General features: G+C 48.2%; 19 protein-coding genes. 8 read left to right on the top strand and 11 right to left on the bottom strand.

The window, feature by feature from the left end; translation table 11 throughout:
- Positions 1 to 31 precede the first annotated feature (31 nt).
- Positions 32 to 661, top strand: coding sequence for a DUF4129 domain-containing protein (locus D082_RS13695; RefSeq protein WP_028947106.1), 630 nt, complete (start codon positions 32 to 34; stop codon positions 659 to 661).
- Here D082_RS13695 and D082_RS13690 read toward each other — a convergent pair.
- On the bottom strand, positions 637 to 1,836 hold the full coding sequence (locus D082_RS13690; protein ID WP_028947107.1) for a glutathione S-transferase family protein: 1,200 nt from the start codon (positions 1,834 to 1,836) through the stop codon (positions 637 to 639). The two genes, D082_RS13695 and D082_RS13690, sit on opposite strands and share 25 nt — an antisense overlap.
- A 251-nt stretch (positions 1,837 to 2,087) precedes the next feature.
- On the opposite strand from D082_RS13690, the gene D082_RS13685 reads away from it, so the two are divergent.
- A complete protein-coding gene (locus D082_RS13685) occupies positions 2,088 to 2,378 on the top strand; it encodes a hypothetical protein (RefSeq protein WP_028947108.1) in 291 nt (96 codons plus the stop codon).
- A gap of 36 nt (positions 2,379 to 2,414) precedes the next feature.
- A complete protein-coding gene (locus D082_RS13680) occupies positions 2,415 to 3,233 on the top strand; it encodes an Rpn family recombination-promoting nuclease/putative transposase (protein ID WP_028947109.1) in 819 nt (272 codons plus the stop codon).
- Positions 3,234 to 3,280: 47 nt separating this feature from the next.
- On the opposite strand, the gene mnmE is transcribed toward D082_RS13680, so the two are convergent.
- The 6 genes from mnmE to ffh all read right to left on the bottom strand — a co-directional run bounded on the left by mnmE (position 3,281) and on the right by ffh (position 12,655).
- The gene (mnmE, locus tag D082_RS13675) at positions 3,281 to 4,651 is read right to left on the bottom strand and encodes a tRNA uridine-5-carboxymethylaminomethyl(34) synthesis GTPase MnmE (RefSeq protein ID WP_028947110.1); all 1,371 of its coding nucleotides are present in this window, start codon (positions 4,649 to 4,651) and stop codon (positions 3,281 to 3,283) included.
- 89 nt (positions 4,652 to 4,740) lie between these two features.
- A complete protein-coding gene (locus tag D082_RS13670) occupies positions 4,741 to 7,464 on the bottom strand; it encodes a cation-transporting P-type ATPase (protein ID WP_028947111.1) in 2,724 nt (907 codons plus the stop codon).
- A gap of 152 nt (positions 7,465 to 7,616) precedes the next feature.
- On the bottom strand, positions 7,617 to 8,045 hold the full coding sequence (locus tag D082_RS13665; protein WP_028947112.1) for a hypothetical protein: 429 nt from the start codon (positions 8,043 to 8,045) through the stop codon (positions 7,617 to 7,619).
- 249 nt (positions 8,046 to 8,294) lie between these two features.
- Entirely contained in the window at positions 8,295 to 9,581 is a 1,287-nt protein-coding gene (locus tag D082_RS13660) for a folylpolyglutamate synthase/dihydrofolate synthase family protein (protein WP_028947113.1), read from the bottom strand.
- A gap of 62 nt (positions 9,582 to 9,643) precedes the next feature.
- Entirely contained in the window at positions 9,644 to 10,768 is a 1,125-nt protein-coding gene (locus D082_RS13655) for a fatty acid desaturase (RefSeq protein ID WP_051738881.1), read from the bottom strand.
- Positions 10,769 to 11,206: 438 nt separating this feature from the next.
- Positions 11,207 to 12,655 carry a signal recognition particle protein gene (gene ffh, locus D082_RS13650; RefSeq protein WP_028947114.1) on the bottom strand — a complete coding sequence of 483 codons (1,449 nt, stop codon included), beginning with the start codon at positions 12,653 to 12,655 and terminating at the stop codon, positions 11,207 to 11,209.
- A gap of 378 nt (positions 12,656 to 13,033) precedes the next feature.
- Between ffh and D082_RS13645 the strand changes: the two genes are divergently transcribed.
- Positions 13,034 to 13,837 (top strand): hypothetical protein, encoded by an 804-nt coding sequence (locus tag D082_RS13645; protein ID WP_028947115.1) that lies wholly within the window; start codon positions 13,034 to 13,036, stop codon positions 13,835 to 13,837.
- A gap of 24 nt (positions 13,838 to 13,861) precedes the next feature.
- Here D082_RS13645 and D082_RS13640 read toward each other — a convergent pair whose 3' ends face one another.
- Positions 13,862 to 14,701: a segregation/condensation protein A gene (locus D082_RS13640; RefSeq protein WP_028947116.1), complete on the bottom strand. Its 840-nt coding sequence runs from the start codon at positions 14,699 to 14,701 to the stop codon at positions 13,862 to 13,864.
- Positions 14,702 to 14,762: 61 nt separating this feature from the next.
- Between D082_RS13640 and pdxH the strand changes: the two genes are divergently transcribed.
- Complete coding sequence (pdxH, locus tag D082_RS13635) at positions 14,763 to 15,407, top strand: pyridoxamine 5'-phosphate oxidase (protein WP_028947117.1); 645 nt, start codon at positions 14,763 to 14,765, stop codon at positions 15,405 to 15,407.
- An 11-nt stretch (positions 15,408 to 15,418) separates the two neighbouring features.
- Here the strand turns inward: pdxH and D082_RS13630 are convergent, their stop codons facing one another.
- Positions 15,419 to 15,847 (bottom strand): Npun_F0494 family protein, encoded by a 429-nt coding sequence (locus D082_RS13630; RefSeq protein ID WP_028947118.1) that lies wholly within the window; start codon positions 15,845 to 15,847, stop codon positions 15,419 to 15,421.
- A 358-nt stretch (positions 15,848 to 16,205) separates the two neighbouring features.
- On the opposite strand from D082_RS13630, the gene gap reads away from it, so the two are divergent.
- Positions 16,206 to 17,225, top strand: a complete 1,020-nt coding sequence (gene gap / locus D082_RS13625; RefSeq protein ID WP_028947119.1) for a type I glyceraldehyde-3-phosphate dehydrogenase — start codon at positions 16,206 to 16,208, stop codon at positions 17,223 to 17,225.
- Positions 17,226 to 17,634: 409 nt separating this feature from the next.
- Here the strand turns inward: gap and D082_RS13620 are convergent, their stop codons facing one another.
- Complete coding sequence (locus tag D082_RS13620; RefSeq protein ID WP_028947120.1) at positions 17,635 to 18,849, bottom strand: type II secretion system F family protein; 1,215 nt, start codon at positions 18,847 to 18,849, stop codon at positions 17,635 to 17,637.
- 145 nt (positions 18,850 to 18,994) lie between these two features.
- The gene (locus D082_RS13615; RefSeq protein WP_038530986.1) at positions 18,995 to 20,092 is read right to left on the bottom strand and encodes a type IV pilus twitching motility protein PilT; all 1,098 of its coding nucleotides are present in this window, start codon (positions 20,090 to 20,092) and stop codon (positions 18,995 to 18,997) included.
- 391 nt (positions 20,093 to 20,483) lie between these two features.
- On the opposite strand from D082_RS13615, the gene D082_RS13610 reads away from it, so the two are divergent.
- Positions 20,484 to 21,887: an efflux RND transporter periplasmic adaptor subunit gene (locus tag D082_RS13610; protein WP_028947122.1), complete on the top strand. Its 1,404-nt coding sequence runs from the start codon at positions 20,484 to 20,486 to the stop codon at positions 21,885 to 21,887.
- A 186-nt stretch (positions 21,888 to 22,073) separates the two neighbouring features.
- On the top strand, positions 22,074 to 25,301 hold the full coding sequence (locus D082_RS13605) for an efflux RND transporter permease subunit (RefSeq protein ID WP_028947123.1): 3,228 nt from the start codon (positions 22,074 to 22,076) through the stop codon (positions 25,299 to 25,301).
- Positions 25,302 to 25,374: the final 73 nt, after the last annotated feature.

Here is a 25,374-nt window from a genome sequence, read left to right as displayed (position 1 = left end):
GCTTTTCTCCCCCATTGTTGGAATCATTGCCATGGCCGCCACCTATCAAAAAAGTAACCTTGCCTGGGAACTGCAACAGTTAACCCAAAATGGACGGGAATGGTTGACTTGGCAGACCGATCGCCTCTGGCAGGGGGTGCCGCCCATACCGAGGCTGGACGTTCCTAACTGGGAGTGGTGGGAAGCATTGATTTTCCATGGCCTGCTATGGCTAGGCATTGCCCTGGCGATCGCCGCTATTTGGTTTAATCGCAAAACTTGGCAGAGATATTGGCATAATTTGAGCAAAGTTGATCTAAGTCCCCATTTTTCGCCCCCGAATCCCGGAGTTAACCATTGGATCAAAGCGGCCCAACAAGCGGCCCGCCAGGGAGATTATTACCAAGCCTGCCGCTATTTATATTTGGCGATGTTGCAAATGTTGCAGGATCAACAGGTGGCGGAACAAACTCCCTCCCGCACCGACCGGGAATATCAGCGCCTGACGGAGCAATTACCCCAGGCAGCCGCCTATAACACCCTTTTCACCATTCACCAGGAACTCTGTTTTGGCCAGCAACAGGCTTCTCTGGAAATATTCCAAGACTGCCAAGGGGCGATCGCCGCCCTGGAACGGGCCCCAAAACCGACGGTGGATCAGCGAAAATTAGCTGGGTCCTGATCCCGACGATGGCGCACTGGAATGGGTTCTCCTTGGCTATGCCCCACCAAACCAGCGGTGGTTTCCAATGCTTGCCGGAGATGCCTGGCCGCGTAAATGGACATATCCCTGGGCACATTAATGCGATCCCGCAGATAACGCAAAGCCTGGTCTGTACCCTGGGGAGGCGTACATACTTCCCCCGTAGCTAACAGAGTCAACCCACAGCGCAGGGCTTGGTCAAAACTTTCCCCCTGGTCATGGCCATTGACCTTGATAATATTTGCGCGATGTTTCATCACCCTGGCGATCGCCTCCTGCTTAACATTTTGTGGTTCGGGATAGGTGGCATCGGGTAAACCAAACCAAGGGCCATTGTCCACCCGCTGTTGATTCCGTTTGGCCTGATCACTGCCATTGGAATAACATCCCCCCATTTGGGGTGGTAAATCGTGGGCATGGGTATGGAAATCGCTCTGGGTGCCTCTATAGGTCATCCGGGTTTCCAGCGCCGCAAACCAATCTTTTAAGCGGGGATTCCGCTCCCGCAGGGAATAGCCTTTGTAATAAAACAAGCTGGCATGCATGCGCTCCACGTAGGGAATAAAAACGATATCAGCAGTGCTAAATTCCGGTAAAAAATAGGGGCCAGGCAATTTTTCCAATGCTTTTTCCACTTGATCTACCACCTGTTGAAACTGTTGTTGATTCCGTTGATCTGTCCCCGGAAACATGGCGGGGTAACAGAGCCAATTACACCAGGCTCTAAATAATAGTCTTTCCAGTTTTCTCAAGGGTAAAACCAAAGGATCTTCCATGGCCCAGAGCAGAGGACCAAAAGCTTTTTCCAGAGCAATTAGAATGTCATCACTTTCAGTGTAAAACCTGCCATCCAATTCCAATGCCGGTAGCATTCCCGACGGCACTAATTTTTTATACCAAGCTTCTTTTTCTCCATAGCAAAACATGGTCACCTTTTTGATTTGGTAGGGTATTTGTTTTTCTTCCAACCATAACCAAACCTTCTGGCAGTAGGGGCACCAAGCATGGTTATCCCGATAAAGGGTAACTCGCACAGCATCCTCCGGTTGGCCAAATAGCCGTAAAGTTGCCTGGGCATTGGTAGGGCCATTGATGGTGTCAATTTGATCATCAGCAAATTCTGCTAAAGCTTGCCAAGAAAGGGGAGTAGTCATAAAATTTATCAATTAACTTATCAATTGGTAGAGATTGAATAAACAAATTTACTCGGAATAAGGGCGCCGTAAATCTGACTACAATGACCGGGGTAAGCCGAGGAAAGCTTTGGCATCTTTAATTCTAAGTATTAATGTCATTGGAGCCATTGATGAAGAAATAAAAACAATTTTTTATAGAGTTGTATTATTTTTGAGGTTGACACCCTTGTTTCAATGTAAGGTAAAGCGGAACCATGGGCACCCATAACATGAAGCAAATTATCCCCATACTGATTTCTTTCTCTTTTTCCCCGATGGCGATCGCCGCTTTGCCCCCTCAATATCAGAACGTTAAAGATTTGGAGGTAATGGTCAACTATGTTAAAGAGAATCCTGACGTGGCGGCAACGTTGAAATCCATAGACCTAGAAAATCAGACCATCAACTATGGTCAAGACTGTCAGGTGACGTTTGAGCGACAACCTTCCCCTAAGCCCCTTGGCTGGGTTGGCCCTGCTGAACCGCTTCAATTCAAAGCCATTAATTGTCCAGGGAAATAATTCATTCCAAACGGCGATCGCCGGTAGAATTTGGCTATGTTTGACAATCTCTGCAAATTCCTGGCCGAATCCTTTTCTGAAGACTATGCCGCGTGGTTATTGGGACGACCAATCAAATTGACCAAGCTCAGTCCGACGGAACTATCCCTGGAGCCAATTCGGGCTGATTCTCTGATTTTGGAGCAATCGGAAGACTTGGTGTTGCACCTGGAATTCCAAACGGAACCCGACCCCACCATGGGCTTTCGGATGTTGGACTATCGGGTGAGGGTTTACCGCCGTTTCCCCCAGAAGACGATGCACCAATTTGTCATCTACTTGAAACCCAGTAGTAATGACTTGGTTTATCAGGACAGTTTTCAAGTGGGGGAGACTTTGCACCGTTATCAAGTGATTCGGCTCTGGGAGCAACCATCGGAAGCATTTCTCCAAAGTCCAGGGTTGTTGCCCCTAGCAGTATTGACGCAGACCTCTGACCCCGCATTAGAATTGAGGGAAGTGGTGAATGTGCTGGAACAGATTGAGGATAATCGAGTTAAGGCCAATCTTATGGCAGCAACTTCTGTTTTTGGAGGAATTCTGCTGTCGCCTGACATTATCAAGACAATTTTAAGGAGTGAAATTGTGAAGGAATCCGCGGTTTATCAAGAAATCTTACGGGAAGGGGAACAACGAGGCTTACTCAAAGGCAAACTAGAGGGGAAATTAGAGGGCAAACTAGAAGGTAGGCTGGAGGCGAAATTAGAAACCATACCCCTGCTGAAAAAATTAGGTCTTACAATTGCCGAAATTGCTAAGGAGTTAGACATTGACGTTGAACTGGTTAATAAATTCGTTGCTAACCAAAATAATTGAGCGTTGAAATGGTCATTGGTCAGGATGGAGCCAACAAAATTTCACCATCACTTGCCAATGCAAAAACGGCTAAAAATACGGTCCAACACCGATTCAGTTACCGTTTCCCCCGTCACTTGCCCAAGGGCATTAATGGCTAAGCGCAAATCAATGGTCCAAAAATCTAGGGGTAACTGTTCCGCGAGGGTTTGTTGTAACTGCTTGAGCGCTAGTTGAGCTTCCGTTAAAATTGCCGCTTGCCTTTGGTTAATGGCAAAGTCCAAATTCTGGGGCGATAAATTGGTTTGATTAACCTGCTCAATAATGGCATTTTCCAAAGCTTCAATGCCTAGATTGGCGGCGGCGGCAGTTAGTACTATGTTGGTAATTCCCGGTGGATAACTAACCAAATCAGCCCGGCCTAAATCAATTTTGTTAATGACTAAAATCAAAGGTCGGTCTTTGACTTGCTCGTAAATCAATTGATCCGCTTCTGTCCAACCCTGATGGGCATCCACCGTCAACAAGACTAAATCCGCCTGCTGGGCCGCCTTGCGGGAGCGTTCCACCCCGATTTGCTCCACTTGATCCGCTGTTTCCCGTATACCTGCTGTATCCAATACCTGGATGGGAATGCCTTCTACCACCAGTTGGGATTCCACCAGGTCCCTCGTTGTGCCCGGTAGGTCGGTGACAATCGCCCGATCTGTACGACTCCAGGCATTGAGCAAGCTGGATTTCCCCACATTAGGCTGTCCGACAATGGCCACTTTTAAGCCGGTGCGGAGTAATTCCCCCCGCTGGGCTGTGTTTAAAATCTTCTCCAATTGTTGGTACAAGTGCTGCAATTGCTGGCGAATTGAATCTTCATCCAGGGGCGGTAAATCGTCTTCAAAATCAATGCGGGCTTCCACTTCCGCCAAAATATCTAAACAGGTGTTACGCAAATCCCGGATCGGCTGGGCTAATTTACCCTGTAACCCCGCCAAGGCGATCGCCGCCGCCTGGGGAGATTGGGCCCCTACCAATTCACTAATGCTTTCGGCCTGGGTTAAATCTAACCGACCATTGAGAAATGCCCGCAAACTAAATTCCCCCGGTTGGGCCAGCCTTGCTCCCTGTTCTAAACACAGTTGTAAAACCTGTTGCACCGGCATAATGCCACCATGGCACTGGAATTCCACCACATCTTCCTTGGTGTAGGAACGGGGCGCTAGCATCAACAACAGCAATGCCTCATCGATCGCCGTTTTGGTCTGGGGATGACGTACAAGGCCGTACAAAATACGATGACTCTCCCAGGTTTGGTTGCCCGGTGCATCGAATAAAGTTTTGGCAATGGCCAGGGATTTTGGTCCCGATAGTCGCACTACCCCGATGCTCCCCTGTTGGGGCACAATGGCGGTGGCGATCGCCGCAATAGTATCTTCTAATTGCATTGCCTAGGATCAAACAAAATTTTGGATTGCATCGGTTTAATTTTAAGGTTTTCGCCGCTACGGCGGGGCCTAGGAATCCCCAACAGTGGTTAAGGATCAAGGCTGTTAGCCACAATAGCCACGGGAACCATGGGAATCATCGGCAGTAAACAAATGGCCCATTGTTGCCAATCCATCGGAGCAGTTTTAAACAATACATTCATAAATGGCAGTTGACTGAAACCAATTTGCAGAGCCAAGGCGATCGTAATGCCAAGTAATAAAATTGGAGCTTGGGTAATGGTTTTACGTTGACCCATAATATAGCCAAGAGAACTCCGACCTAACTGGCTAATACTGAGCAGGTAAATTACCCTAGCGGCCACGAGGGCTTGGATAGCCATGGTTCTCGCTAAATCGATGTTGCCAGTGGTGCGATTGACCCATTCAAACATCCCAAAAATCAGAATCCAGTTAAACACGGACACCAGCAAAATACGGTGTAGTAACTTCCTCGTAATTAGGGGCTCATTGGGGTTGCGGGGAGGCTTTTGCATAATGCCTGGCGATTTGGCTTCAAAGGCTAGGGGCACGGTCATGGTGATGGAATTAATCATGTTTAACCACAGCACCTGTAGGGAAAGGATAGGCAGAGCCCGTGCTAGCAAAACACTGAGCAAAATGGTCATGGATTCCCCGCCATTGACCGGCAATAAAAAGGCGATCGCCTTACGGAGATTTTGGTAAACGGTGCGTCCTTCTTCCACCGCCGCTTCAATGGAGGCAAAATTATCGTCCGTGAGTAACATATCGGAGGATTCCCGGGCCACTTCCGTCCCCCCTTTACCCATGGCAATGCCAATGTCAGCCCGTTTTAAAGCTGGGGCATCATTCACCCCATCCCCCGTCATGGCGACAATGTGACCCTTTTCCTGTAAAGCTTCCACCAGTTGTAGTTTCTGCGCCGGAGCTACCCTGGCAAACACGCAACTATCTTCAGCGGCTTGGGCCAATTCTGCCGGACCCATGGTTGCCAACTGTCGTCCTTCAAAAGCAATGCCATCCTCTTCAGCGGCAATACCCATCCGTTTGGCGATCGCCTGGGCGGTGCTGATATGGTCGCCAGTAATCATTTTGACTTGAATGCCAGCGCTATGACAGGCGTGGATTGCGGCAATGGCCTCCGGTCGGGGCGGGTCAATCATGCCCTGCAAACCCAAAAATACCAACCCCGTTTCAATATCCCCGTGGTCAATGGCGTGATGATGGGGCTCCACTGTTTTTTTGGCAAAGGCTAATACCCGTAGGCCCTGCTCGGCCATATTCTCAACATTTTGCTCAATCTCCACTAGATCAACGCCAACCATTTGACCGTCATCGAGGAGCATGGCGTCACACCGTTGCAGTAACGACTCCACCGAGCCTTTAACGTAAATTATTCGCCCATCCCCATCGTGGAGGGTAGCCATATATTGGTAATCCGACTCAAAGGGAATGGAATCTAAACGAGGTTTTTGACTTGCTAACCCCGCTTGACTAAAACCAGCCTTGGCCGCCGAAGCCAGTAACGCCCCCTCCGTGGGATCCCCTACCACAGCCCAATCATCTCCTCGATGTTCCAACTGGGAATCATTGCAGAGAATGCCAGCGAGTAAACATTCCGCTAACACCGGGGGGATGGCATCCAGGAGAGCCTTAGCCTTATCTGCATCTTCGGCCATGACTTGGCAAAATTCCCCTTTGGGACTGTAGCCACCACCGCTGACTTCATAATGTTTTCCCCCCGCGTATACTGCCTGCACCGTCATCTGATTTTCTGTTAGGGTGCCGGTTTTATCTGAGCAGACCACCGTTGCACTGCCCAAAGCCTCCACCGCTGGTAGTTTGCGGATAATGGCATTCCGCTTGGCCATGCGATTCACCCCGATCGCCAAGGTAACGGTGACCACAGCGGGTAAACCTTCGGGAATGGCACTGACGGCCAAAGCCACCGCCGCTTCGAACATATCCTTGGGGGCACCACCCCTGCCCCAACCCACCGCAAAGGTAAACGCCGCCAAAGTAAGGATTACATAGAGTAATGTGTGGCTAAATTTGGCAAACTTACGGGTCAAAGGAGTCATGAGACTGACTTGGTTTTCCATGGATTGGGAAATTTGCCCCATTTCCGTAGCATTGGCCGTGGCTACCACCACCCCAGTTCCCTGGCCAAAGGTGACAAAACTACCCGCATAGGCCATGTTTAACCTTTCTGCGAGGGGGGTTTCCTCTGGTAAAAGTTCCACCGCCTTTTCCACCGGCACCGCTTCCCCCGTTAAAGCCGACTCGTCCACCTGGAGATTCCGTACCTTGAGTAAACGTAAATCCGCTGGTACCTTATCCCCCGACGCTAGAAACACCACGTCGCCGATTACTAAATCCTGGGAAGGAATTCGTAAAGTTTGCCCCTCCCTCAACACAGTGGCTTCTGTTGTTACTGCCTTGGCCAAAGAGGCGATCGCCCCTTCTGCCTTTGCTTCTTGGACATAACCAATGATGGCGTTAATTAACGTTACGCCCCAAATTACCCAAGCATTGGTCCAGGAACCGAGAAAAGCTTTGACTGTACCAGCAATGATCAAGATGTAGAGTAATGGCTGATGAAATTGCAAGAGAAAGCGTAACCAGGCTGGTTTGCCCGGTTTAAATTTCAATTCGTTGCGCCCATATTTCTCGTAACGGAAGGCCACTTCTTCCGCTGTGAGTCCCAATAAAGGGTCAGTGCCTAGTTCTGTCAGAATGTCCGTTTCTGGCCGCTGATGGTGTAGATAGGAGGTTAATAAGGGCGCATTCATAGCAGTTGAGGAGTATGATTAAACGCCCCCATCCTATCAACCAGCCGGAAAAGAGCAAAATTGCTCCCATGAATGAAGCCTGTCATGGTCCGGCACTAACAATCGGCGATCGCCACCATAACCAAATATCAATTATTCGGTTAACATTCCCGTCAATCTTCCCCTATTTCTTCTCCAATGCAGGTTCCACTACCGAATAATAAATATTGGTGAATTGAATTGGAAGAAATTGCACTGCCATTGGCTTTCGCTAGAAATGTTCTACCTTCAACGTATTCATCAATGGTTGTTTCTTCCCCATAAACATCAAAAGTTACTACTTTTTTTGCTCCTGAATAACAATTTAAATTATCTGTTAATTTTAACTGTTTTTTATTGAAAACTTCCCCTTGATCAATCACACACATGCCTCCGCCAAAATTAACCCAGTGTTCTCCTTCGTTGTCGGAAACTTTTATTTCATGGGCGAATTTATACTCATCAGCAAAGGGGCCCTCTACCACATTTTTACGAAAAACTTCTTGCCCCCCGGAAAAACAAACTAAAACCGCAGGGGTATTGTCAGCCTGCGACACTGCCATAGCGGGTTGATTTCCCAGGAGGAAAATAGCGATGGGAAGAATAACAAAATAAATAAGTAGTTTAATCAATTTATTTATCCTAAAAATTAATGAAAGTCTGGTGGGGATTAGTTTTTCTGCATTATCCTTGGCGCAAGGGGCGATGTGGTTTGGCAAAATGACCACGGGTACCGGGGTAGTTAAGCGGAATAAACCGATGATAGCAATAATATCAATTGGATTAAATCAGGGCAGAATTTCTAGAAATAATTAGTGGGAAAGTGGCAATCCTTTTAAAAAGTAGCCCACTAAATAAAGGGAACCACAGAGAACAGTCAATTGTTTAGAATTTTCGTTGATTTTCTTTAAACTTTCTAGGGCTGTAAAACAATCATCAAACAGTGTAACCTGCTTTAACTCTGGCATGATCTGCCAGGCTAACTGCTCCAATGTTGATAAATCCCCACTGTCATGATCCGGCACCGGCACCAATAATAGGCGATCGCCAGGGCGCAGTAAATGCTGAAAAATTTGGTCATGTTCTTTGGTGCTGAGCATACCCATCACCCAGGTAATGGTGGGTAGGTAATTATCCGATCGATCAACTAAACCATGGGTATAATCGGCCAAAGCTTTGGCCGCCGCTGGATTATGGGCTCCATCCAGCAATAATTTTTGTTCGCCGTAATTCACCCATTGCAATCGCCCGGGCCAGACAGCTTTACCCATGCCCCGTTGGATAATCTCCGGCGTTAATTTATCCCAACCCTGTTGCTTTAATTCCTGCAAAGCGGCGATCGCCAAGGCCGAATTTTGTAACTGAAAATCTCCCAATAGGGCTAAGGGATACTCAAAACCTTGCCAGCTAGCCCAGGGCTGACCATTTTTTTCCGTGGCAATGGCGGGGGCAATCCAATAATCGGGGCAATGTAATTCGGCAATGCGTTCTTGAAAAACCCCTTGGGCCTCTACGGGAATGTTGCCCAAAAATACCGGCCTCTGGGCTTTGAGAATGCCAGCTTTTTCCCTGGCAATGTGGGCTACGGTGGGGCCCAAAACCTGCCAATGCTCCCGGCTAAGGGAAGTGATCACACTCAGCAAACAGGGTTCGGGGACGTTGGTGGCATCCAGTCTGCCCCCCAGCCCCACTTCCATCACAGCAATGTCCACCTCTGCCTGGGCAAAATAAAGCCACACCGCCGCCGTGAACACCTCAAACAAAGTTGGGAGATCAGCACCATCCGCCTTGGCGATCGCCGTTACCTGTTGCAACACATCTGTCAAAGTATCGTTATCAATGGCAACGTTATTGACGCAGACCCTTTCTGTCCAATCAATTAAATGGGGAGAAGTGTGGCGACCCACTTTATAGCCCGCTTCCGCCAACACACTGGACAGATAGGCACACACCGATCCCTTACCATTGGTACCTCCTACATGGACATAGGGCACTTTTGCTTGGGGATTGCCTAGTTTTTGTAGCAAATTGTGAATACGGTCTAGACCTAAGTTAACCCCAGAAGTTCTATAGGGTTCTAGTAACGTGGCAATGTTCATGGAAATTTATCAAAGGGGGTCAATGATTAACCATCAAACCCCCAAAATATCAAAGCTTTACCTTACACTGCCGAAATTTTTACCTTTTCCGTCGCCGCATTGCCGGGGCATTGGCTCGATTGTCTGGGCAACGGACAGGCGATCGCCCCAGCACCGTTATAGCCCACTAGAGTTGTTTCCCCTTGGTAATGGCGGGGAGTTTCCAGTAACATTTTCCAGGCTTCTTTGGCAGTCAACAAATTCATTTGCCCAGGATAATGGGTTTGCAGCAAATCCTGCACCAAAGGATAATAATCAGAATTTACGTCGGGAAATAAATGATGCTCTGTGTGGTAAGAAAAATTAAAATGCAAGCAATCAAACAGCTTGGGCATCCGCAAAGAAACACTATTAACCAAAGGATCATTAATGTCCGTCATCGGGCAAGCTAAATGATTGGTGTAGATATAAAACATTCCCATGGCATGACCCAGAAAAATTGGCAAAAAGTAGCCCAAAATAATTGGAACTAATTGAAATTGCAAATAAAATAAAATGCTTATATGCACTGCCACTATGGCCACTAATTCCAACCAAATTCTTTGGCGATCTTGGGCTTTAACCGTAAAAGAAGCCGGAACAAAATCGGCGTTACCACCAGTAAAGAAAAGCACTGAGATCAGATTACGAAAATTATGCACACCCCAAGCAGTACCCATGCCAAAAATTAACCAAAGGAGATTAACTTCTCCTGAGGGGGCAAACAAGTGATGAATCCATTTACCCCAGGTTTGCGGCTGTTGATGCAGATAATTACGGTCAGGATCCCGCAAACTATTGGTGTTGTTATGATGAACCTGATTATGGAGCGATCGCCATTGGCTAGGGGGCATCCACCAGAGGGAAAGACCTAACAAACTAATAAAATAGGAAGTCTTAGAACGTTTTTTGAGCACACTACCGTGCATCAGGTCATGGCTACCAAACAAAAATACAGTTACACTATTACCCATCAATATGGCCATGGGCAAAAATAACCAAAGCCATTGCACGGGCCACTGATTGAGATGACGAGCGATGGTTAGTCCCGCAACGTAAATACCTAGGTTTAAACCTAAAATAACTAATTTATTGGGATCGGCTTGGAACGCTTCCGGTGGCAAAAGAGGACGGAGTTTTTTAACGTATTCAGATTGAGCAGTGAGCACCAGGAATAATCCCTAAAAATTAAACAAAGCAATTTCAGTGTAAATGATTTTACCTGTTTTGGGAAAACTTCCAGCCAATTCAAGCTATCGGCAAAACCTTAATTATTTGCTTTATAGTTAATTTAATTGAAAGTAAGACACTGAACGGAGCTAAAAGCGTCTTTGGTAAAGGAGTTAGTCGTCTCAATCTTACTTTGATTGACTATAGTATGTAGGAATAGTCAAATCTGAATCTAATTTTTCTCGAAACAGCTAAAATTAGTCGTCTTATCGGTGTTTTTGACAACAGATTTAATTAATAAAACATGTTTGCAAATAAGCCTAGAGAAATATCATTAACTTCTCCTAATTTTGCAAAGAAGTCAAGCCAAAACTTGCTTACCATTGCCCACTGAGTGGTCAATTTAGGGAGCAGAATAAGGCTGGGCTAATAAGATATTAAAGCTGGCCAAAGCCTTTTTTCTTCTTTTTCTTTTTCGGTTTACCGCCACCACCTTTGTAACCCCGGAAACCGGGGCCTGGCTGACCACCAAACATACCTCCCCCCATGCTTGGCATCGCTCCCATTCCCGGCATTGCCCCAGGCATTCCCCCCATACCCATTTGTTGCATCATGGTCCGCATCTTAGTGAAATTGGTGATTAGTTTGGATACATCAGTTTCACTATGCCCTGAACCCTGGGCTATGCGACGACGACGGCTGGGGGATTTAGCCAATAAATCGGGATTCTTTCTTTCCTCGGTAGTCATGGAACTAATCATGGCTTCGGTGCGCTTGAGTTCTTTTTCTCCTTTTTCGATGTCGCCACTACTGAGCTTATTCATGCCGGGAATCATTTTCAGCAGGCCCCCTAGGGAACCCATATTCTTCATAAAGCGCATTTGCTTGAGGAAATCATCAAAATCGAAGGTGGCCTGTAGAATTTTGTTCTGTAACTTCTCCACATCTCCCACATCGATCGCCTCTTGGGCTTTTTCCACCAGGGTCAGCACATCCCCCATGTTTAAAATGCGACTGGCTAGGCGATCAGGATAGAAGGGTTGCAGGGCCTCCACCTTTTCCCCTACCCCGACGAATTTAATCGGCTGACCAGAAATTTGCCGCACCGATAGGGCCGCCCCCCCCCTGGTATCCCCATCCAGTTTGGTTAAAATTGCCCCGGTAATGCCAATTTGCTCGTGGAAAGTGTGGGTTAAATTAGCCGCCTCTTGCCCCGTCATGGCATCCACCACCAGCAGGGTGTCGTCGGGCCTAACAACCTGTTTGATTTCCGCCAACTCCGCCATCATTTGGGGATCAATCTGCAAACGACCGGCGGTGTCGATTAAGACCGTATCTACCCCCAATTCCCTGGCTTTTTCTACCCCTTGGCGGGCAATTTCCACCGGATTGGCATCACTACCCAAGTCAAACACGGGTACATCGATCTGTTGCCCCAGGGTCTTGAGCTGGTCAATGGCGGCGGGGCGATAAACGTCGGTGGCCACCATTAGCGCAGAGCGTTTTTCCTTACGGAGATAAAGGGCCAATTTTGCTGTGGCGGTGGTTTTCCCTGTCCCCTGTAAACCGGCCATGAGAATGACGGTGGGAGCTTTCTCTGCCTGGGCGAGGGGGACATTGCTTTCCCCCATCAACGCCACCAATTCGTCGTAAACAATTTTGATGAACTGTTGCCCAGGGTTAACCCCACTGATCACATCCGCACCGAGGGCTTTTTGCTCAACGTCTTTAATAAAACCCTTGACCACCTGGAGATTCACGTCCGCCGCCAACAGGGCCCTTCTGACTTCCTGCAGTGCCTCTTTGATATTGCTTTCACTAATTTTGTCCTGACCCCGGAGCTTCTTCCAGGCATCTTCAAGGCGATCGGCTAAGGCATCAAACATAGACTTTTAACAGCGGGACGGAACTTTAACGATTTGTAACCAATTCAACTGTAGCAAAGGGTTGCCCTGGCCAGAGAATCTGATCGGTCCCATATCCTAACCATGGGCAGACTCAGGCCTCTCCTCCCCAATGGCGATCGCCGTGTAATTTTGTTTAGATACCCACCGAAATAACCTAGTAATGGCTGTGTCGATCACTCGAAGGAGAGAAACCAATAATGGACAACGAAACTCTGGTTGAAAAAAGGGTAACTTATACCCTTAGTTTAAATCGTCGATTAACTCTTATGGAAAATGTAGCCTGATCTCAGTAAAAATATTTTGGTGATCACTCATAAATCAAGTCTAGAATCAAATCATCCTCAATAATTACGGAAAATGGATAATTCAGAGCAATGGTACACGAGAGAAGAAAGAGAGTTATTGCATAAAGCTCGCTATTTCTCAGGCTCCCATAATTATTTTTTTGAATTGAAGGTAGCGAAAAATGGTTCAAAGTATATTGTTATCGATCAACGTAAGAAGATCGGAGACAAATTTGTGGGATCAAAAATAAGAATTTTTGAAGATGAGATGTTGGAGTTTGAGCGCATATTACATCAACTTATAGGCATTGCCTCTGCACAAATGCATGTTTCCACCGATAACCTGTCTCAACCAAGCTCTATAGAAGTAGAATCCAAAGACTTCTCGTGGGAAAATAATTTCGATATTTGCCCTAGCTTCTTTAAGATATTAGCTATCACTAATGACTGGCAAGAGTTTGAAAAATATACATTTTTATTATTGAGGTTACTGGGAGTTTCAACGATTAAAAGTTTTCTTGGTGAAAAACAGGCTGGCAAGGCGGACGGATTTTTTCGCACTACTAATCTGTCAGTTATTTATGACTGTACCTTGGCAAAAGGAGATATTGAAAACCTTAAAGATCAACAAATCACTAATTACTGTAATCAGTTGAGGCAAGGCAGAATAGAGTTTTCAGATAAAATAGTTGAAGAGTTTTATGAAGATCATAAGCAAGTTTGGATAATTAGTCGTCAATGTTCTCGAAAAATCCAGGTAATTAATTCCATAGAAGTCAAATTGATTTCCATCGAAGATTTAATGAACCTATATGCAACTCGATTGACATCTAACTCTTCATATAAATCTTTAGACTTACAACTAAGAAATATTTAGCACTTAAGTACAAAAGCTTATGTACTAGGCTAAGTTTACTGTTTCTATTTCTCGATCTAAAGTTAACTGTATATTTTCTTCAGGATCAATGATTTGAACTTGTAAATCTTCGTAAAACTCTTCCTGGGAAAGGGCAACTTTAGATTGGGAGCTTAAGAGGAGTAAAGCCCAAAATACGCCAACTTTATCTTTTTTGTCTGGCAATTTATCTGGATCTAAGTGATGATGCCAACAACGGAGTAATGTGTCCAAATCTACCCAGGGACGATGGGGAAAATCGGGCAAAATCTCCGGCAGACGGGTTTGCAAAAATTGCTCCAATTGACTTGCTAACTCCGTTAAATTTTCCTGGTGGGCTAATTCGGTGATGATTTGTAGGGCTTCCCGCCGGGATTGGGGTCGGGCTCGTTTAACCCGTTTAGGTTTTTGTTCACTTTTTTCGATCTCAACGGCGATCGCCTCAATTTGATCGATCAATTCCGCTAGGGTAACCCGACGACGTTGCAGGGGGGGGACAGCGGTGCGGCGACGTAAACGATTTTCCAGATCTTTGGGTAGCCGGGGGCTTTGGCCTTCGTTCCATTCTTCCAACTCAGCTTCAGGTAAAATCTCTTCTGGTTCCTGCTCCAATGTGTGGAGAGTGTCTGCTTTGTAGCGCACTAGCATGGATGCCCAGAGAAAAGCTTGGCCGGAACGGGGTAAATTTTGCTGTTGAAAACTAAGGTCTAGACTACTGAGAATGCCTAAGTCTTGTAAAAAACGATCAATCACGTCGATCACTGACACGTCCCAGGGATTAATTTCCCCTTGGTGGGCCATTTCGATCAGGGTATCGATGGCATGACTCGCCGCAGATGATGTCATAATCCCCTATGTTAGCTGTCGACCGTCACAGATCGCCACTTAGATAGAGGACGCAAGCTTTATGGATGGGGTTTCCCTAGCGGATTTGCGATTGAACTATACCCAAGGGGGGTTAACGGAAGCAGAAGTAACGGATCATCCCTTTGCCCAGTTCCACATTTGGCTCCAACAGGCGATCGCCGCTGAGTTGCCCGAGCCCAATGCTATGACTTTGAGCACCCTGTCCGAGGAAGGCCATCCAGTGGGACGCATGGTCTTGCTCAAGGGCCTGGATGAACGGGGCTTTGTTTTTTATACCAACTATGACAGCGCCAAGGGGCAACAATTGACCGCCCATCCCTGGGCAGGCTTGGTTTTTTGGTGGGCAGCCCTAGAAAGGCAAGTGCGGGTGGATGGTCGGGTGGAAAAAATTGACCCCGCCGAGTCCGATGCCTATTTCCAGTCCCGACCCCGGGGTTCCCAATTGGGGGCCTGGGCTTCTCCCCAAAGTCAAATCGTCGGCGATCGCCAGGTGTTAGAAGACAATTTAGCCCGCTGGGAAAAGGAGTATGAAAACCAAACTATCCCCCGGCCCCCCCATTGGGGAGGATTTCGGGTCATTCCCCATCGCATCGAATTCTGGCAAGGCCGGCCTAGTCGTCTCCATGACCGTTTGCAGTTTAATTTGCTTAATGGCCAATGGCAACGGGTGAGGCTAGCACCATAAATGGGCTTGGTCTACCAATATCCCAGTAGGGTAATGAGGGGGGCGAGCCAGAAGGCAAACCGATTCCGCAAACGTTCCCACCAAGGGGGAGAAGGAAAACTTCTTTGTTCTCCAGGGTATTGGTTCAGAATTTGTTTGGCCAAAGGCGTGAGGCGAAAACTGTCGGTAATGCCTTGGCCATCGACCTCCCGCCGCAATAAACCCACCTGAATTAACCACATCAGTTCCCTTTCCACACGATTTTCCGTCAGTGGTTGTGGACAAAAACCCTGATCTACGCCCCTTTGTCCGGCGATCGTTGGTAGGGGGACACTGGCCTGGGCCATGGCCCGAAATAAATCTAAATAAAAAGGGCAACATCGCCAAGCCCTCTGGGCCCGGTTATGGGTGCGAGGACTATAGCCAGCCAATGCTTTGGGGGAAGCCAAAGAGGTATCCATATCAAAATTTGCTCAAAAACCTACAAACCTGCCATTTCAGTCAGTGGAGATAATGCCCTGTCCGCCGGGAAAAAGCTAAGAATAGTTAAGGAATCTGGACATGGACCGGGGAACAGTCTCCAAGCCAGAACCTTTCTGCTTTGGCTTATTCCAGTTTATTTACCCATTGTGCCCAAATCTGACCATTGTTGCCAGGTGAAACCCAAGTCCTCCGGCGATCGCCAAAGAAAGATTTAAGTATTTTTTTAACATTGTCATCCCCTTCTCTACCAAGAAGCTGGGTTAACGTTAGGGCAAGTTAGATGTCCTAGCGCGACTAGGTCATTTTTTTTGCTATTCATTCCCCAGGAGTTTTTTAATGTTAAAAATCGGCATCAACGGCTTTGGTCGCATTGGCCGTCTTGTGGCTCGCATTGCCATGGTCAATCCCCAGGTCACCCTAGTGGGTATCAACGACCTCGTACCAGCGTCCAACTTAGCCTATTTGTTCAAATACGATTCCACCCATGGTTCCTACGACGGTACCGTCGTGGCCACAGAAGATGGCATCGTCATTGATGGCCAATTTATTCCCTGTTTTTCCCAACGGGACCCCGCCCAATTGCCCTGGCGAGACCTGGGAGTCGATTACGTAGTGGAGTCCACCGGTTTATTCACCACCTACGACACTGCCGAAAATCATCTCAAAGCTGGTGCCAAAAGGGTAGTCATCTCCGCCCCCACTAAAGATCCAGAAAGAATTCCCACCTTTGTGGTGGGGGTAAATCATCTCAGCTACAACGCCGACACCGACAAAATAGTTTCCAATGCTAGTTGCACCACCAATTGCTTAGCTCCGATCGCCAAAGTCTTGGATGATAATTTCGGCATTGTGGAAGGATTGATGACCACAGTTCATGCGATGACAGCCACCCAGCCCACCGTCGACGGCCCCAGCAAAAAAGACTTCCGGGGAGGTAGAGGAGCGGCTCAAAACATTATTCCCTCCTCCACTGGGGCGGCCAAGGCCGCAGCGTTAGTACTGCCACAATTGAAAGGCAAATTGACCGGCATGGCCTTCCGGGTGCCTACCCCCAATGTATCTGTGGTGGATCTGACTTTTAAAACAGAGAAAGCCACCAGTTACGAAGAAATTTCTGCCGCCATGAAGGCCGCTGCCGAAGGAGAACTCAAAGGAATTTTGGGTTACACAGAAGACGATGTGGTTTCCATGGATTTCCGCACCGATCCCCGTTCCAGTATTTTCGACGCCGGGGCCGGCATTGGTTTGAACAGTAACTTCTTCAAGGTCGTTTCTTGGTACGACAATGAGTGGGGCTATTCCTGTCGGGTAATTGATTTGATGTTAGCTATGGCAAATAAAGATGGTCTGATTTAGATTTAGTGCGGGCGTTTATTCGCCAATCAATTAACCTGTTAAGCCTGGAACAATACGAACAACAATTCCGAACTTGGGCAGTAATTTCCCCCATCGATCCAGAGCTACCGGGACTAAATTACTGGCCCCGGTAACTTTTTCTACTATTCCATTTAGTCCCCATTAACCCCCCTTAGCAAAACTCCCCATTACTAAGGCGGATAGCAAAATTCCAGGAACAAGGAGAACAACTAACATCAACAGTTGGTCGGCGGTCATGGTAACAAATCCAAGGTAGTTTAACAGAAAATCAGGCAAGAAACCCTATGGGCATATTAGCGAAAATTTCAGCTTTGGCATCACCGACTTTGATTAAATTCCAGCTTCTTTCAATGGTACTAATCTATGGGCCGGATTAAATGGCTGACCATTAACCCAACTGATCGAAGATGGCAAACATCGGTAAGTACATGGAAAGGAGAATTGTCCCCACCATGCCAGCAATTAACACCATCATGGCTGGCTCAATAATACTAGTCAAAGCTTTTACCGTTTGTTCCACCTCGTCTTCGTAAAAGTCTGCCACCTTCATCATCATGGCATCCAGTTCCCCCGTCTCTTCACCAATACTGATCATCTGAATCGCCAAGGAGGGAAACACCTTACTTTGTTGCAGAGCCAAGCTCATCATCCCGCCCTGCTGAATTTCACCGATGGCACCGGCGATCGCATCAGAAATTATTTTGTTGGGGACAGTGTTGCAGACAATTTCCAAAGATTGAATAATGGGTACTCCAGACCGGGTTAGGGTACCAAATACTCGACAAAACCTCGCCACGGCGGTCTTTTCATTGAGGGGACCAAACAGGGGTAGTTTCAACATCACTCCATCTACCTGTCTCCGCCCTGCATAGGTACCGTAATATTTCTTGAAGAGAAAAACGGCCACGATAATACCAACAACGGGGATAATCGCCATTGGACTTCTTAGAAAAGCGCTCAAAGCTAGCATAAACTTGGTTAAGGCAGGCAGTTCCCCCCCGAGGTCGTCAAAAATGCCCGCAAATACGGGAATAAGAAAGATAGTCATCCCTAAAAACGCCACCACTGCCAGAAAACCCACTGCCACAGGATAGGCCATGGCAGACTTAATCTGATTTTGCAGACGAGCCATGTCTTCGAGCAGTTTGGAAAGTCGGTTGAGTACTTCATCTAAAACCCCCCCAGTTTCTCCGGCTTCTACCATGCTGACGTAGAGATCATCAAAGCATTCAGGGTATTTGCCCATAGCTTCAGAAAGGTTGGTGCCCTGTTGCACTTCCCCACTAATACCTGTTAGGGCCCGTTTAAGTTTCGGGTTAGGGCATTGTTCAGAAAGCACTCCTAGGCAGCGAACGATCGCCACGCCGGCGTTAATCATGACGGAAAACTGTCGGGAGAAAACTGCTTTATCCTTGACGGTAACTTTATTAAGTAAATTTTCCAGAAATTCGAGGTTTATTTCGCCGGAAACTGGCTTAATTGTACCGATCGCCGCATACTGCTGGCGGAGAATAGCCCGAGCCTGTTCTGGGCTCATGGCTTCCACTTTGGCTTTGGTGGTTTTACCTTTGCGATCTTTAACTTGAGCAACAAACGTAGCCATGGTTAATATTTCTCCGTCACTGGTTTAATGGCTGGGGGAAGGATGGTTCGGAATGGGGTGATCCCCAAATGATTAATAGTTTAATTAGACTATTTAACTGAAAAAGCTGTTCAGAACTAACTAATGAAACCGACAACTTGCCCGCCTAGCGGCGTTTAGCTGCCGCCTGGGGAGCCATACCACCGATCAGCCGTTGGAGTTCGTCCGGCTTACCACTTTTAGCCAAACCTTCTTCCAAGGAAATTACCCCAGACACCACCAACGTGGCCAGGCCTTGTTCCATGGTTTGCATACCCAACTTGGCTCCGGTTTGAATGGCAGAATAAATCTGGGCTGCTTTGCCTTCCCGAATTAAGTTGGCGATCGCCGGAGTGATGACCATAATTTCCTGCACTAACGCTCGGCCGAACTCGCCGGGTTTGGGCGCCTTTTTCTTAACTAGGTTTTGGGCAAACACTGCCAGCAAAGAGTTTGACAACATGGCTCGGATTTGGGCTTGCTGATTAGCGGGGAATACATCCAACATCCGGTCGATAGTACTAGCCGCAGAATTGGTGTGCAGAGTCCCAAACACCAAGTGCCCGGTTTCCGCCGCAGTGATGGCGAGGGCGATGGTTTCTAAGTCCCGCAATTCCCCCACCAGAACGATGTCCGGATCTTCCCGGAGAGCATTGGCAAAACTTTTGGTGTCTTCCCCCCGTTGCCGCTGGTGAAACAAACTGCGGACATTGGGAAAAACATACTCAATCGGGTCTTCAATGGTGAGGATATGCTCCGCCCTGGTACGGTTGATTAAGTCCAAAATTGCCGCCAAAGTGGTGGTTTTACCCGACCCAGTTTGTCCTGTGACCAAAATTAGTCCCCGGGGACGTTCCGCCATTTCCCGCACAATGTTGGGCAGTCCCAGTTGCTCAAAGTTAGGAATTTTGGAGGAAAGGGCCCGTAGGCAGGCGGCGTAGCACCCCCGTTCTTTGTACACATTGATCCGAAAGCGAGCCAACCCCTTAACGCCATAGGAACAGTCTAACTCCCAATTTTGTTCCAGTTCTTTCCGCTGGGAATTGTTGAGCATGCTAAAGATTAACTTTTGGCTTTCCTGGGGAGTTAAGACTTCTTCATTGATGGGTTCTAATTTACCACTCACCCGGAAATAGACCGGCGCCCCCGCCTGGATATGCATATCGGAGCCACCCATTTCCACCAACTGCTCCATGAGGTCTTCGATCATGTATTCCAAAGCCATGACTTTAATGCTCCTATAATTTCTGGACCCACAGCGAAAGCAAACACAGGGGCTAACAAAAGTTTAATGCCACTTTCCTCTATTTGTCTGGCGATCGCCACAAATGGTCACAATTGATCAATTCCTTGGGCTTCTTTGTCTAAAGTTGAAAATTTTCCCTGGGTTTTTACGGAGAAAAATGGACCAAAGACAACTGGCACAGGGACCATTGGAATCGGCCACCCCGATGGAGGGTTTTGTAAACTCGTTTGTTACTTTGTTAAGGTAAAGCAATATTACTGAGCTTTACTGGAGCACTTGACCTTACCCAACCGATCCTGTGGCTGGAATTAGTTTGTTTTCCCTAGTCTAGTCCACCGATTCGGGTCCGACTTCCCCTCGCATCGTTTTTATGAATAATTACAGCCCCCCCCAACGTCTGCGACGGCAACTCTCCCTGCTAAGTTTGCTAAGTTTTTCCCTGATCGGTTGCGCCGACCTGTGGGAACAGAATGTTAAAGCCCAAACAGAGAACACTGAATCGAGCCCGGCGATCGCCGTGGATGTGGCCCTGGCCAAACCCCAACCATTGACCAAGGAGTTGGAATATACAGGCACCACCGCCCCGGTGCGGGAAGCATCCATCAAAGCCCAGATTGAAGGGCGGTTGCAAAAGCTACTAGTGGATGTGGGTGATCGGGTTGGGGGAGAGGAGGTGTTGGCGGAAATTGAAGACGATCTATTGCTGGGGGCGGTGGACCAGGCCAAAGCGGAGAAAATGGCCCAGCGTTCGGAAGTTTTAACTGCCCAGAGTCAGGTGGGGGATGCTCAAATTCGAGTGGAACAGGCTCGTTTGCAATTGCAACAGGCCCAGGCTGACATTATCCGTTTGGAAACTTCCCTCAACGCCCGCATTGAACAAGCTCGGTTAGAAGTGGATCAAACCCAGGCCGATGCCGCCCGCTTTCGTCTCCTAGCTGAAGAAGGGGCCGGTGGGGTGCAACAGGCTGAACAGGCCGAAACCCGGGCCCGTCAAGCCAAGGAAATTTTGCGTAACGAACAGGCCAGTGCTAGTCAACAATTAAGCCAGGCTAAAACAGCGGCCAAAACTGCATCCCAAATCCTCAACTCGGCGATCGCCCAGGTGCAGATTGAACAGCAGAGGGTGGGGGCGGCCACTGCCCAGATGAATGCCCAGCGAGCTTCCATTGACCAAGCCCAAACTAGACAAGAATATGCCACCATTAGGGCGCCATTTCCGGGGCGCGTATTACGGAGATTAAGTGAATCGGGCAATTTGGTACAACCGGGGACAGAAATTTTGCAACTGGGGGATTTTCGTCAGTTGGAGATTAACGTGCAGGTATCAGAACTAGAACTGGCCCAGATTGCCCTACAGCAAAAGGTCAACGTCAAGCTAGATGCATTTCCCGGCCAGTCTTTTACCGGCGTGGTAACCCGCATTTCCCCCCAGGCCGATGTTAATTCCCGCCTTGTACCGGTGGAAATAACCATGGATAATCCCGGTGAAAAAATTGGGGCTGGGCTGTTGGCCAGGGTCAGTTTTGGTTCCAGTGCAGAGACCAATGTGGTGGTGCCCGAATCCGCCATTGTTGATGAAGATTCTATCTTTGTGGTGACCAAGGCAGGGGAAAAAGATGTGTTGGAAAGGCGATCGGTTACCTTGGGCCAAACGACCAACGGCAAAGTGGAAATTGTGGCGGGCTTAGCTCCCCAGGAACGTTTTGTTGTCCGCAGTAGTAGACCGCTACAACCGGATAGCCAAATTCGTCTCAGCGTTTTGTCGGAAAAATAGCAGGAACAATAAGTTAATGGAGGCTGTTGGATTTTTATGCGTTTTAGCCCCACTGAAACTGTTCAAATAAATGATTTAAACCTCTCCGACATTTTCCCGGTCAAAATACTCAAACTTTCGAACCATTGAAATTTCTCCTTTGCCTAGGAATTATTTTTCTCTCTGTTCCCCACCACCCCAGCCTCTATGTCCTCCCCCAACTCCGTTTTTAGTCTGAGTGGCCTGGCCATCCGTCGGCACATTGCTACCCTCATGCTCACCCTGGCCATTATTGTGTTGGGGGTTTTCGCCATTTTTTCTCTGCCGGTAGATTTGTTGCCCTCCATCACCTATCCCCGCATTGGAGTACGATTGGATGCCCCAGGAGTTGCTCCAGAAGTGGCGGTGGACGAAATTACCCGACCGTTGGAAGCGGCCCTATCAGCTACGGAAGGTGTCGTACAGGTTTACTCCCAAACCAGGGAAGGGCAAATTAGCCTGGATTTGTTTTTCGAGCCGGGGGGCAATATTGACCAGGCATTGAACGATGCCACCGCTACGTTTAACCGGGCCCGTAACCAGTTACCGGATAGTTTGGAAACCCCTCGACTGTTTAAGTTTGACCCTTCTCAATTGCCGGTGTATGAGTTTGCGGTGACTTCACCGGAGTTGTCAGGGCCATCGTTGCGGGTATTTGCGGAAGAGGAGTTAGCACGGGAATTAGGGGTGGTGCCGGGGGTGGCATCGGTGAATGTGTCGGGGGCCGCCCAGGAGGAAGTCCGGATCAATGTGGATTTACAACGGCTACAGCGGTCGGGGGTTAGTTTGACCCAGGTGTTGGATGCTTTACAGAGCCGTAATGTGGATATTTCCGGGGGCAGAATTGTTGGTACGGAATCGGAACCTTTAACCCGTACAGTGGGCAGATTTGCTTCAGCCCAGGAGATCGAGGATTTAGTGGTGGGTACAGTGCCCGGGATCGAAGGTCAACCGGCCCAAAAGATCTATCTTCGGGATGTGGCCACCGTCATTGACGGTACAGAGGAAGAACGAATTTTTGTAACCCTCAACGGCAACCCAGCGGTAAAAGTGAGTGTGCAGAAACAACCGGAGGCTAACACCATTGAAGTGGTGGATGGGGTTAAAAAGCGTTTAGATGACTTACGCGGGGAAGGCATTATTCCCCAGGCGGCGGAACTAACCACCACCTTAGATGATTCTGTTTTTATTCGTAATTCGGTTAATAACGTTGTTGTTTCTGGGCTAATTGGTACGGTGCTGGCGGCGATCGCCGTTTTGTTATTTCTCGGTTCTTTGCGACAGACGTTAATCATTGTCTTGGCTATTCCCCTGGCCACCATGGCAGCGATCATTGTTATGAAGGCCTTCGGCTTATCCCTGAACGTTTTTAGTTTGGGGGGATTAGCCCTGGGGGTGGGCATTGTGGTGGATAACTCCATTGTGATGTTGGAAACCATTGCAGAAGGGGCGGGCATGACCCCCGGCAAGACAGTTTCTCCCGATTTAGGTAAACGGGGCATGATTAACTTGGCGATCAACCGTAGTCAAACGGTGGAGTCTGCGCTGGTGGCTTCCACTAGCACTAACCTGGTGGCGGTGTTGCCCTTTTTAATGATTGGTGGCTTCATTGCCCTGATTTTTAATGAATTAATTTTGACGATCAGTTTTGCGGTGGCGGCTTCCATTTTGGTGGCCGTGACCCTAGTGCCCATGGCGGCTTCCCGTTTATTGGCCATTCGGCGCCGGAGTGGTTTAGGTAACTGGTTTTTCTTTCGGGAATTTAACCGGCGTTTTGAAGGAGCCACGGCGGCCTACGCCCGTTTTTTATCCACCCTGATCCGCCATCGATTGGTGGCAGTGGCTTCTATTTTCATTATTTTTGGCGGCAGTAGTCTATGGATGGTGGGGCAGATTCCCCAGGAAATTTTGCCCCGCATCAATACGGGTCAAGCTAATCTGTTTGCCCAGTTTCCCCCCGGCACTCCTTTGGAAGATAACCAACGCTTGATGACGATCGTGGATGACATCCTCATCAATCAGCCGGAAACAGAATACGCCTTTACCACGGTAGGTGGATTTCTTTTTGGCAGTAACGTCAACGCCAATGCCCTCCGCAGTTCCAGCACCATTACCCTGAAACCTAATACCGATGTGGAAGCATTCACTGAACGGGTGACAGCGGAATTAGAAGCGTTGAACTTGGTGGATATTCGTCTGCGGATGGCACCGGGACAGTTGCGGGGTTTGATTTTGAGTAATTCTCCCCTACGCAACGTAGATGTGGATGTAATTCTCCAGGGCAACGATGCCGACGAGCTAGATCAAGCAGGCCAGAAGGTTTTAGCGGCATTGGGGGAAAAGGTGAAGTTGACCCGTTTTCGTCCCGACGCTGATGCCCGTCAACCGGAAGTCCAAATCCGTCCCGATTGGCAAAGGGCGACGGAATTAGGCCTAACCACCCAAGCCATTGGGCAAACAATCCAAACCGCTTTAGATGGTGCTGTGCCCACCCAGTTACAACGGGAAAATCGCCTGGTGGACGTTCGGGTGAAATTGGACAATGATTTGCTCTCTGGCCCTGGGGATTTGGCGCAAATTCCCCTCTTCATTGATGGCGATCGCCCGATCCGTCTGGGGGATGTGGCCACCATTGACCAAGGTCGGGCACCGGGGGAAATTCAACGCATTAACCAACGGCCTGTGTTTTTAATCGCTGGTACGTTAGTGGAAGGGGCCCGCCTGAGTGAAGCTCTAGCAGAAGTTGACCAAGTTTTATCTGCCATAGAGTTGCCTCCTGGGGTTTCTCGACTGCCCAGTACAGCGGCGGCGAGCAATGAACAGCTACAGTCTTCCCTGGTGATTTTAGGGGGCTTGGCGGCCTTCCTGGTCTTTGTCGTTATGGCGGTGCAGTACAACTCTCTACTTGATCCCTTGGTGATTATGTTCACCCTACCTTTGGCTTTAGCAGGGGGAATTTTAGGGCTGTTCATCACCCAAACGGCGATCGGGGCCACCGTGATTGTGGGCACAGTGCTTCTGGTGGGTATTGTGGTCAACAACGCCATCATCATGGTGGAGTTAGCCAATCAAATCTGGGCTGAGGAAGGTATCAGTCGAGAAGCAGCTATTTTAAGGGCTGCCCCCCAACGCCTACGACCGATTTTGATGACCACCATTACCACAGTGTTGGGCATGTTTCCCCTAGCTTTGGGCATTGGACAAGGATCAGAATTGCTCCAGCCTTTGGGCATTGTGGTCTTTTCAGGTCTTTCCCTCGCTACTTTACTAACCTTATTTTTAATTCCCTGTTTATACGTGTTGCTACATCAATGGGAAGGGGTTGATATAGAGAAGGTTAAAACCGATTTGGAATCCCGCTTAGTAGAGGAGGATTTATCAACAAAAATCCAGTAACTGTTAATCTCTTTTTATCCAACTAGATTCAATATTTACCGTGGCAAGTATTTTTTTGGAAAAACCACTAACC

The organism is Synechocystis sp. PCC 6714 (assembly GCF_000478825.2).
In the GTDB taxonomy this organism is placed as follows: Bacteria; Cyanobacteriota; Cyanobacteriia; order Cyanobacteriales; family Microcystaceae; genus Synechocystis.
Note: the sequence above shows the minus strand (reverse complement) of the source record. Positions and strands in the feature narration are given on the sequence as shown.

Bases quoted from the DNA above. Each gene is read 5' to 3' on its own strand.
- D082_RS13630 (WP_028947118.1), bottom strand. From the start codon at position 15,847: ATGGATACCTCTTTGGCTTCCCCCAAAGCATTGGCTGGCTATAGTCCT.
- D082_RS13645 (WP_028947115.1), top strand. From the start codon at position 13,034: ATGGATAATTCAGAGCAATGGTACACGAGAGAAGAAAGAGAGTTATTG.
- D082_RS13670 (WP_028947111.1), bottom strand. From the start codon at position 7,464: ATGAATGCGCCCTTATTAACCTCCTATCTACACCATCAGCGGCCAGAA.
- gap (WP_028947119.1), top strand. From the start codon at position 16,206: ATGTTAAAAATCGGCATCAACGGCTTTGGTCGCATTGGCCGTCTTGTG.
- D082_RS13685 (WP_028947108.1), top strand. From the start codon at position 2,088: ATGAAGCAAATTATCCCCATACTGATTTCTTTCTCTTTTTCCCCGATG.
- D082_RS13665 (WP_028947112.1), bottom strand. From the start codon at position 8,045: ATGGCAGTGTCGCAGGCTGACAATACCCCTGCGGTTTTAGTTTGTTTT.
- D082_RS13620 (WP_028947120.1), bottom strand. From the start codon at position 18,849: ATGGCTACGTTTGTTGCTCAAGTTAAAGATCGCAAAGGTAAAACCACC.
- D082_RS13695 (WP_028947106.1), top strand. From the start codon at position 32: ATGGCCGCCACCTATCAAAAAAGTAACCTTGCCTGGGAACTGCAACAG.
- D082_RS13680 (WP_028947109.1), top strand. From the start codon at position 2,415: ATGTTTGACAATCTCTGCAAATTCCTGGCCGAATCCTTTTCTGAAGAC.
- D082_RS13610 (WP_028947122.1), top strand. From the start codon at position 20,484: ATGAATAATTACAGCCCCCCCCAACGTCTGCGACGGCAACTCTCCCTG.
- pdxH (WP_028947117.1), top strand. From the start codon at position 14,763: ATGGATGGGGTTTCCCTAGCGGATTTGCGATTGAACTATACCCAAGGG.
- D082_RS13615 (WP_038530986.1), bottom strand. From the start codon at position 20,092: ATGGCTTTGGAATACATGATCGAAGACCTCATGGAGCAGTTGGTGGAA.
- ffh (WP_028947114.1), bottom strand. From the start codon at position 12,655: ATGTTTGATGCCTTAGCCGATCGCCTTGAAGATGCCTGGAAGAAGCTC.
- D082_RS13660 (WP_028947113.1), bottom strand. From the start codon at position 9,581: ATGAACATTGCCACGTTACTAGAACCCTATAGAACTTCTGGGGTTAAC.
- D082_RS13605 (WP_028947123.1), top strand. From the start codon at position 22,074: ATGTCCTCCCCCAACTCCGTTTTTAGTCTGAGTGGCCTGGCCATCCGT.
- mnmE (WP_028947110.1), bottom strand. From the start codon at position 4,651: ATGCAATTAGAAGATACTATTGCGGCGATCGCCACCGCCATTGTGCCC.
- D082_RS13640 (WP_028947116.1), bottom strand. From the start codon at position 14,701: ATGACATCATCTGCGGCGAGTCATGCCATCGATACCCTGATCGAAATG.
- D082_RS13690 (WP_028947107.1), bottom strand. From the start codon at position 1,836: ATGACTACTCCCCTTTCTTGGCAAGCTTTAGCAGAATTTGCTGATGAT.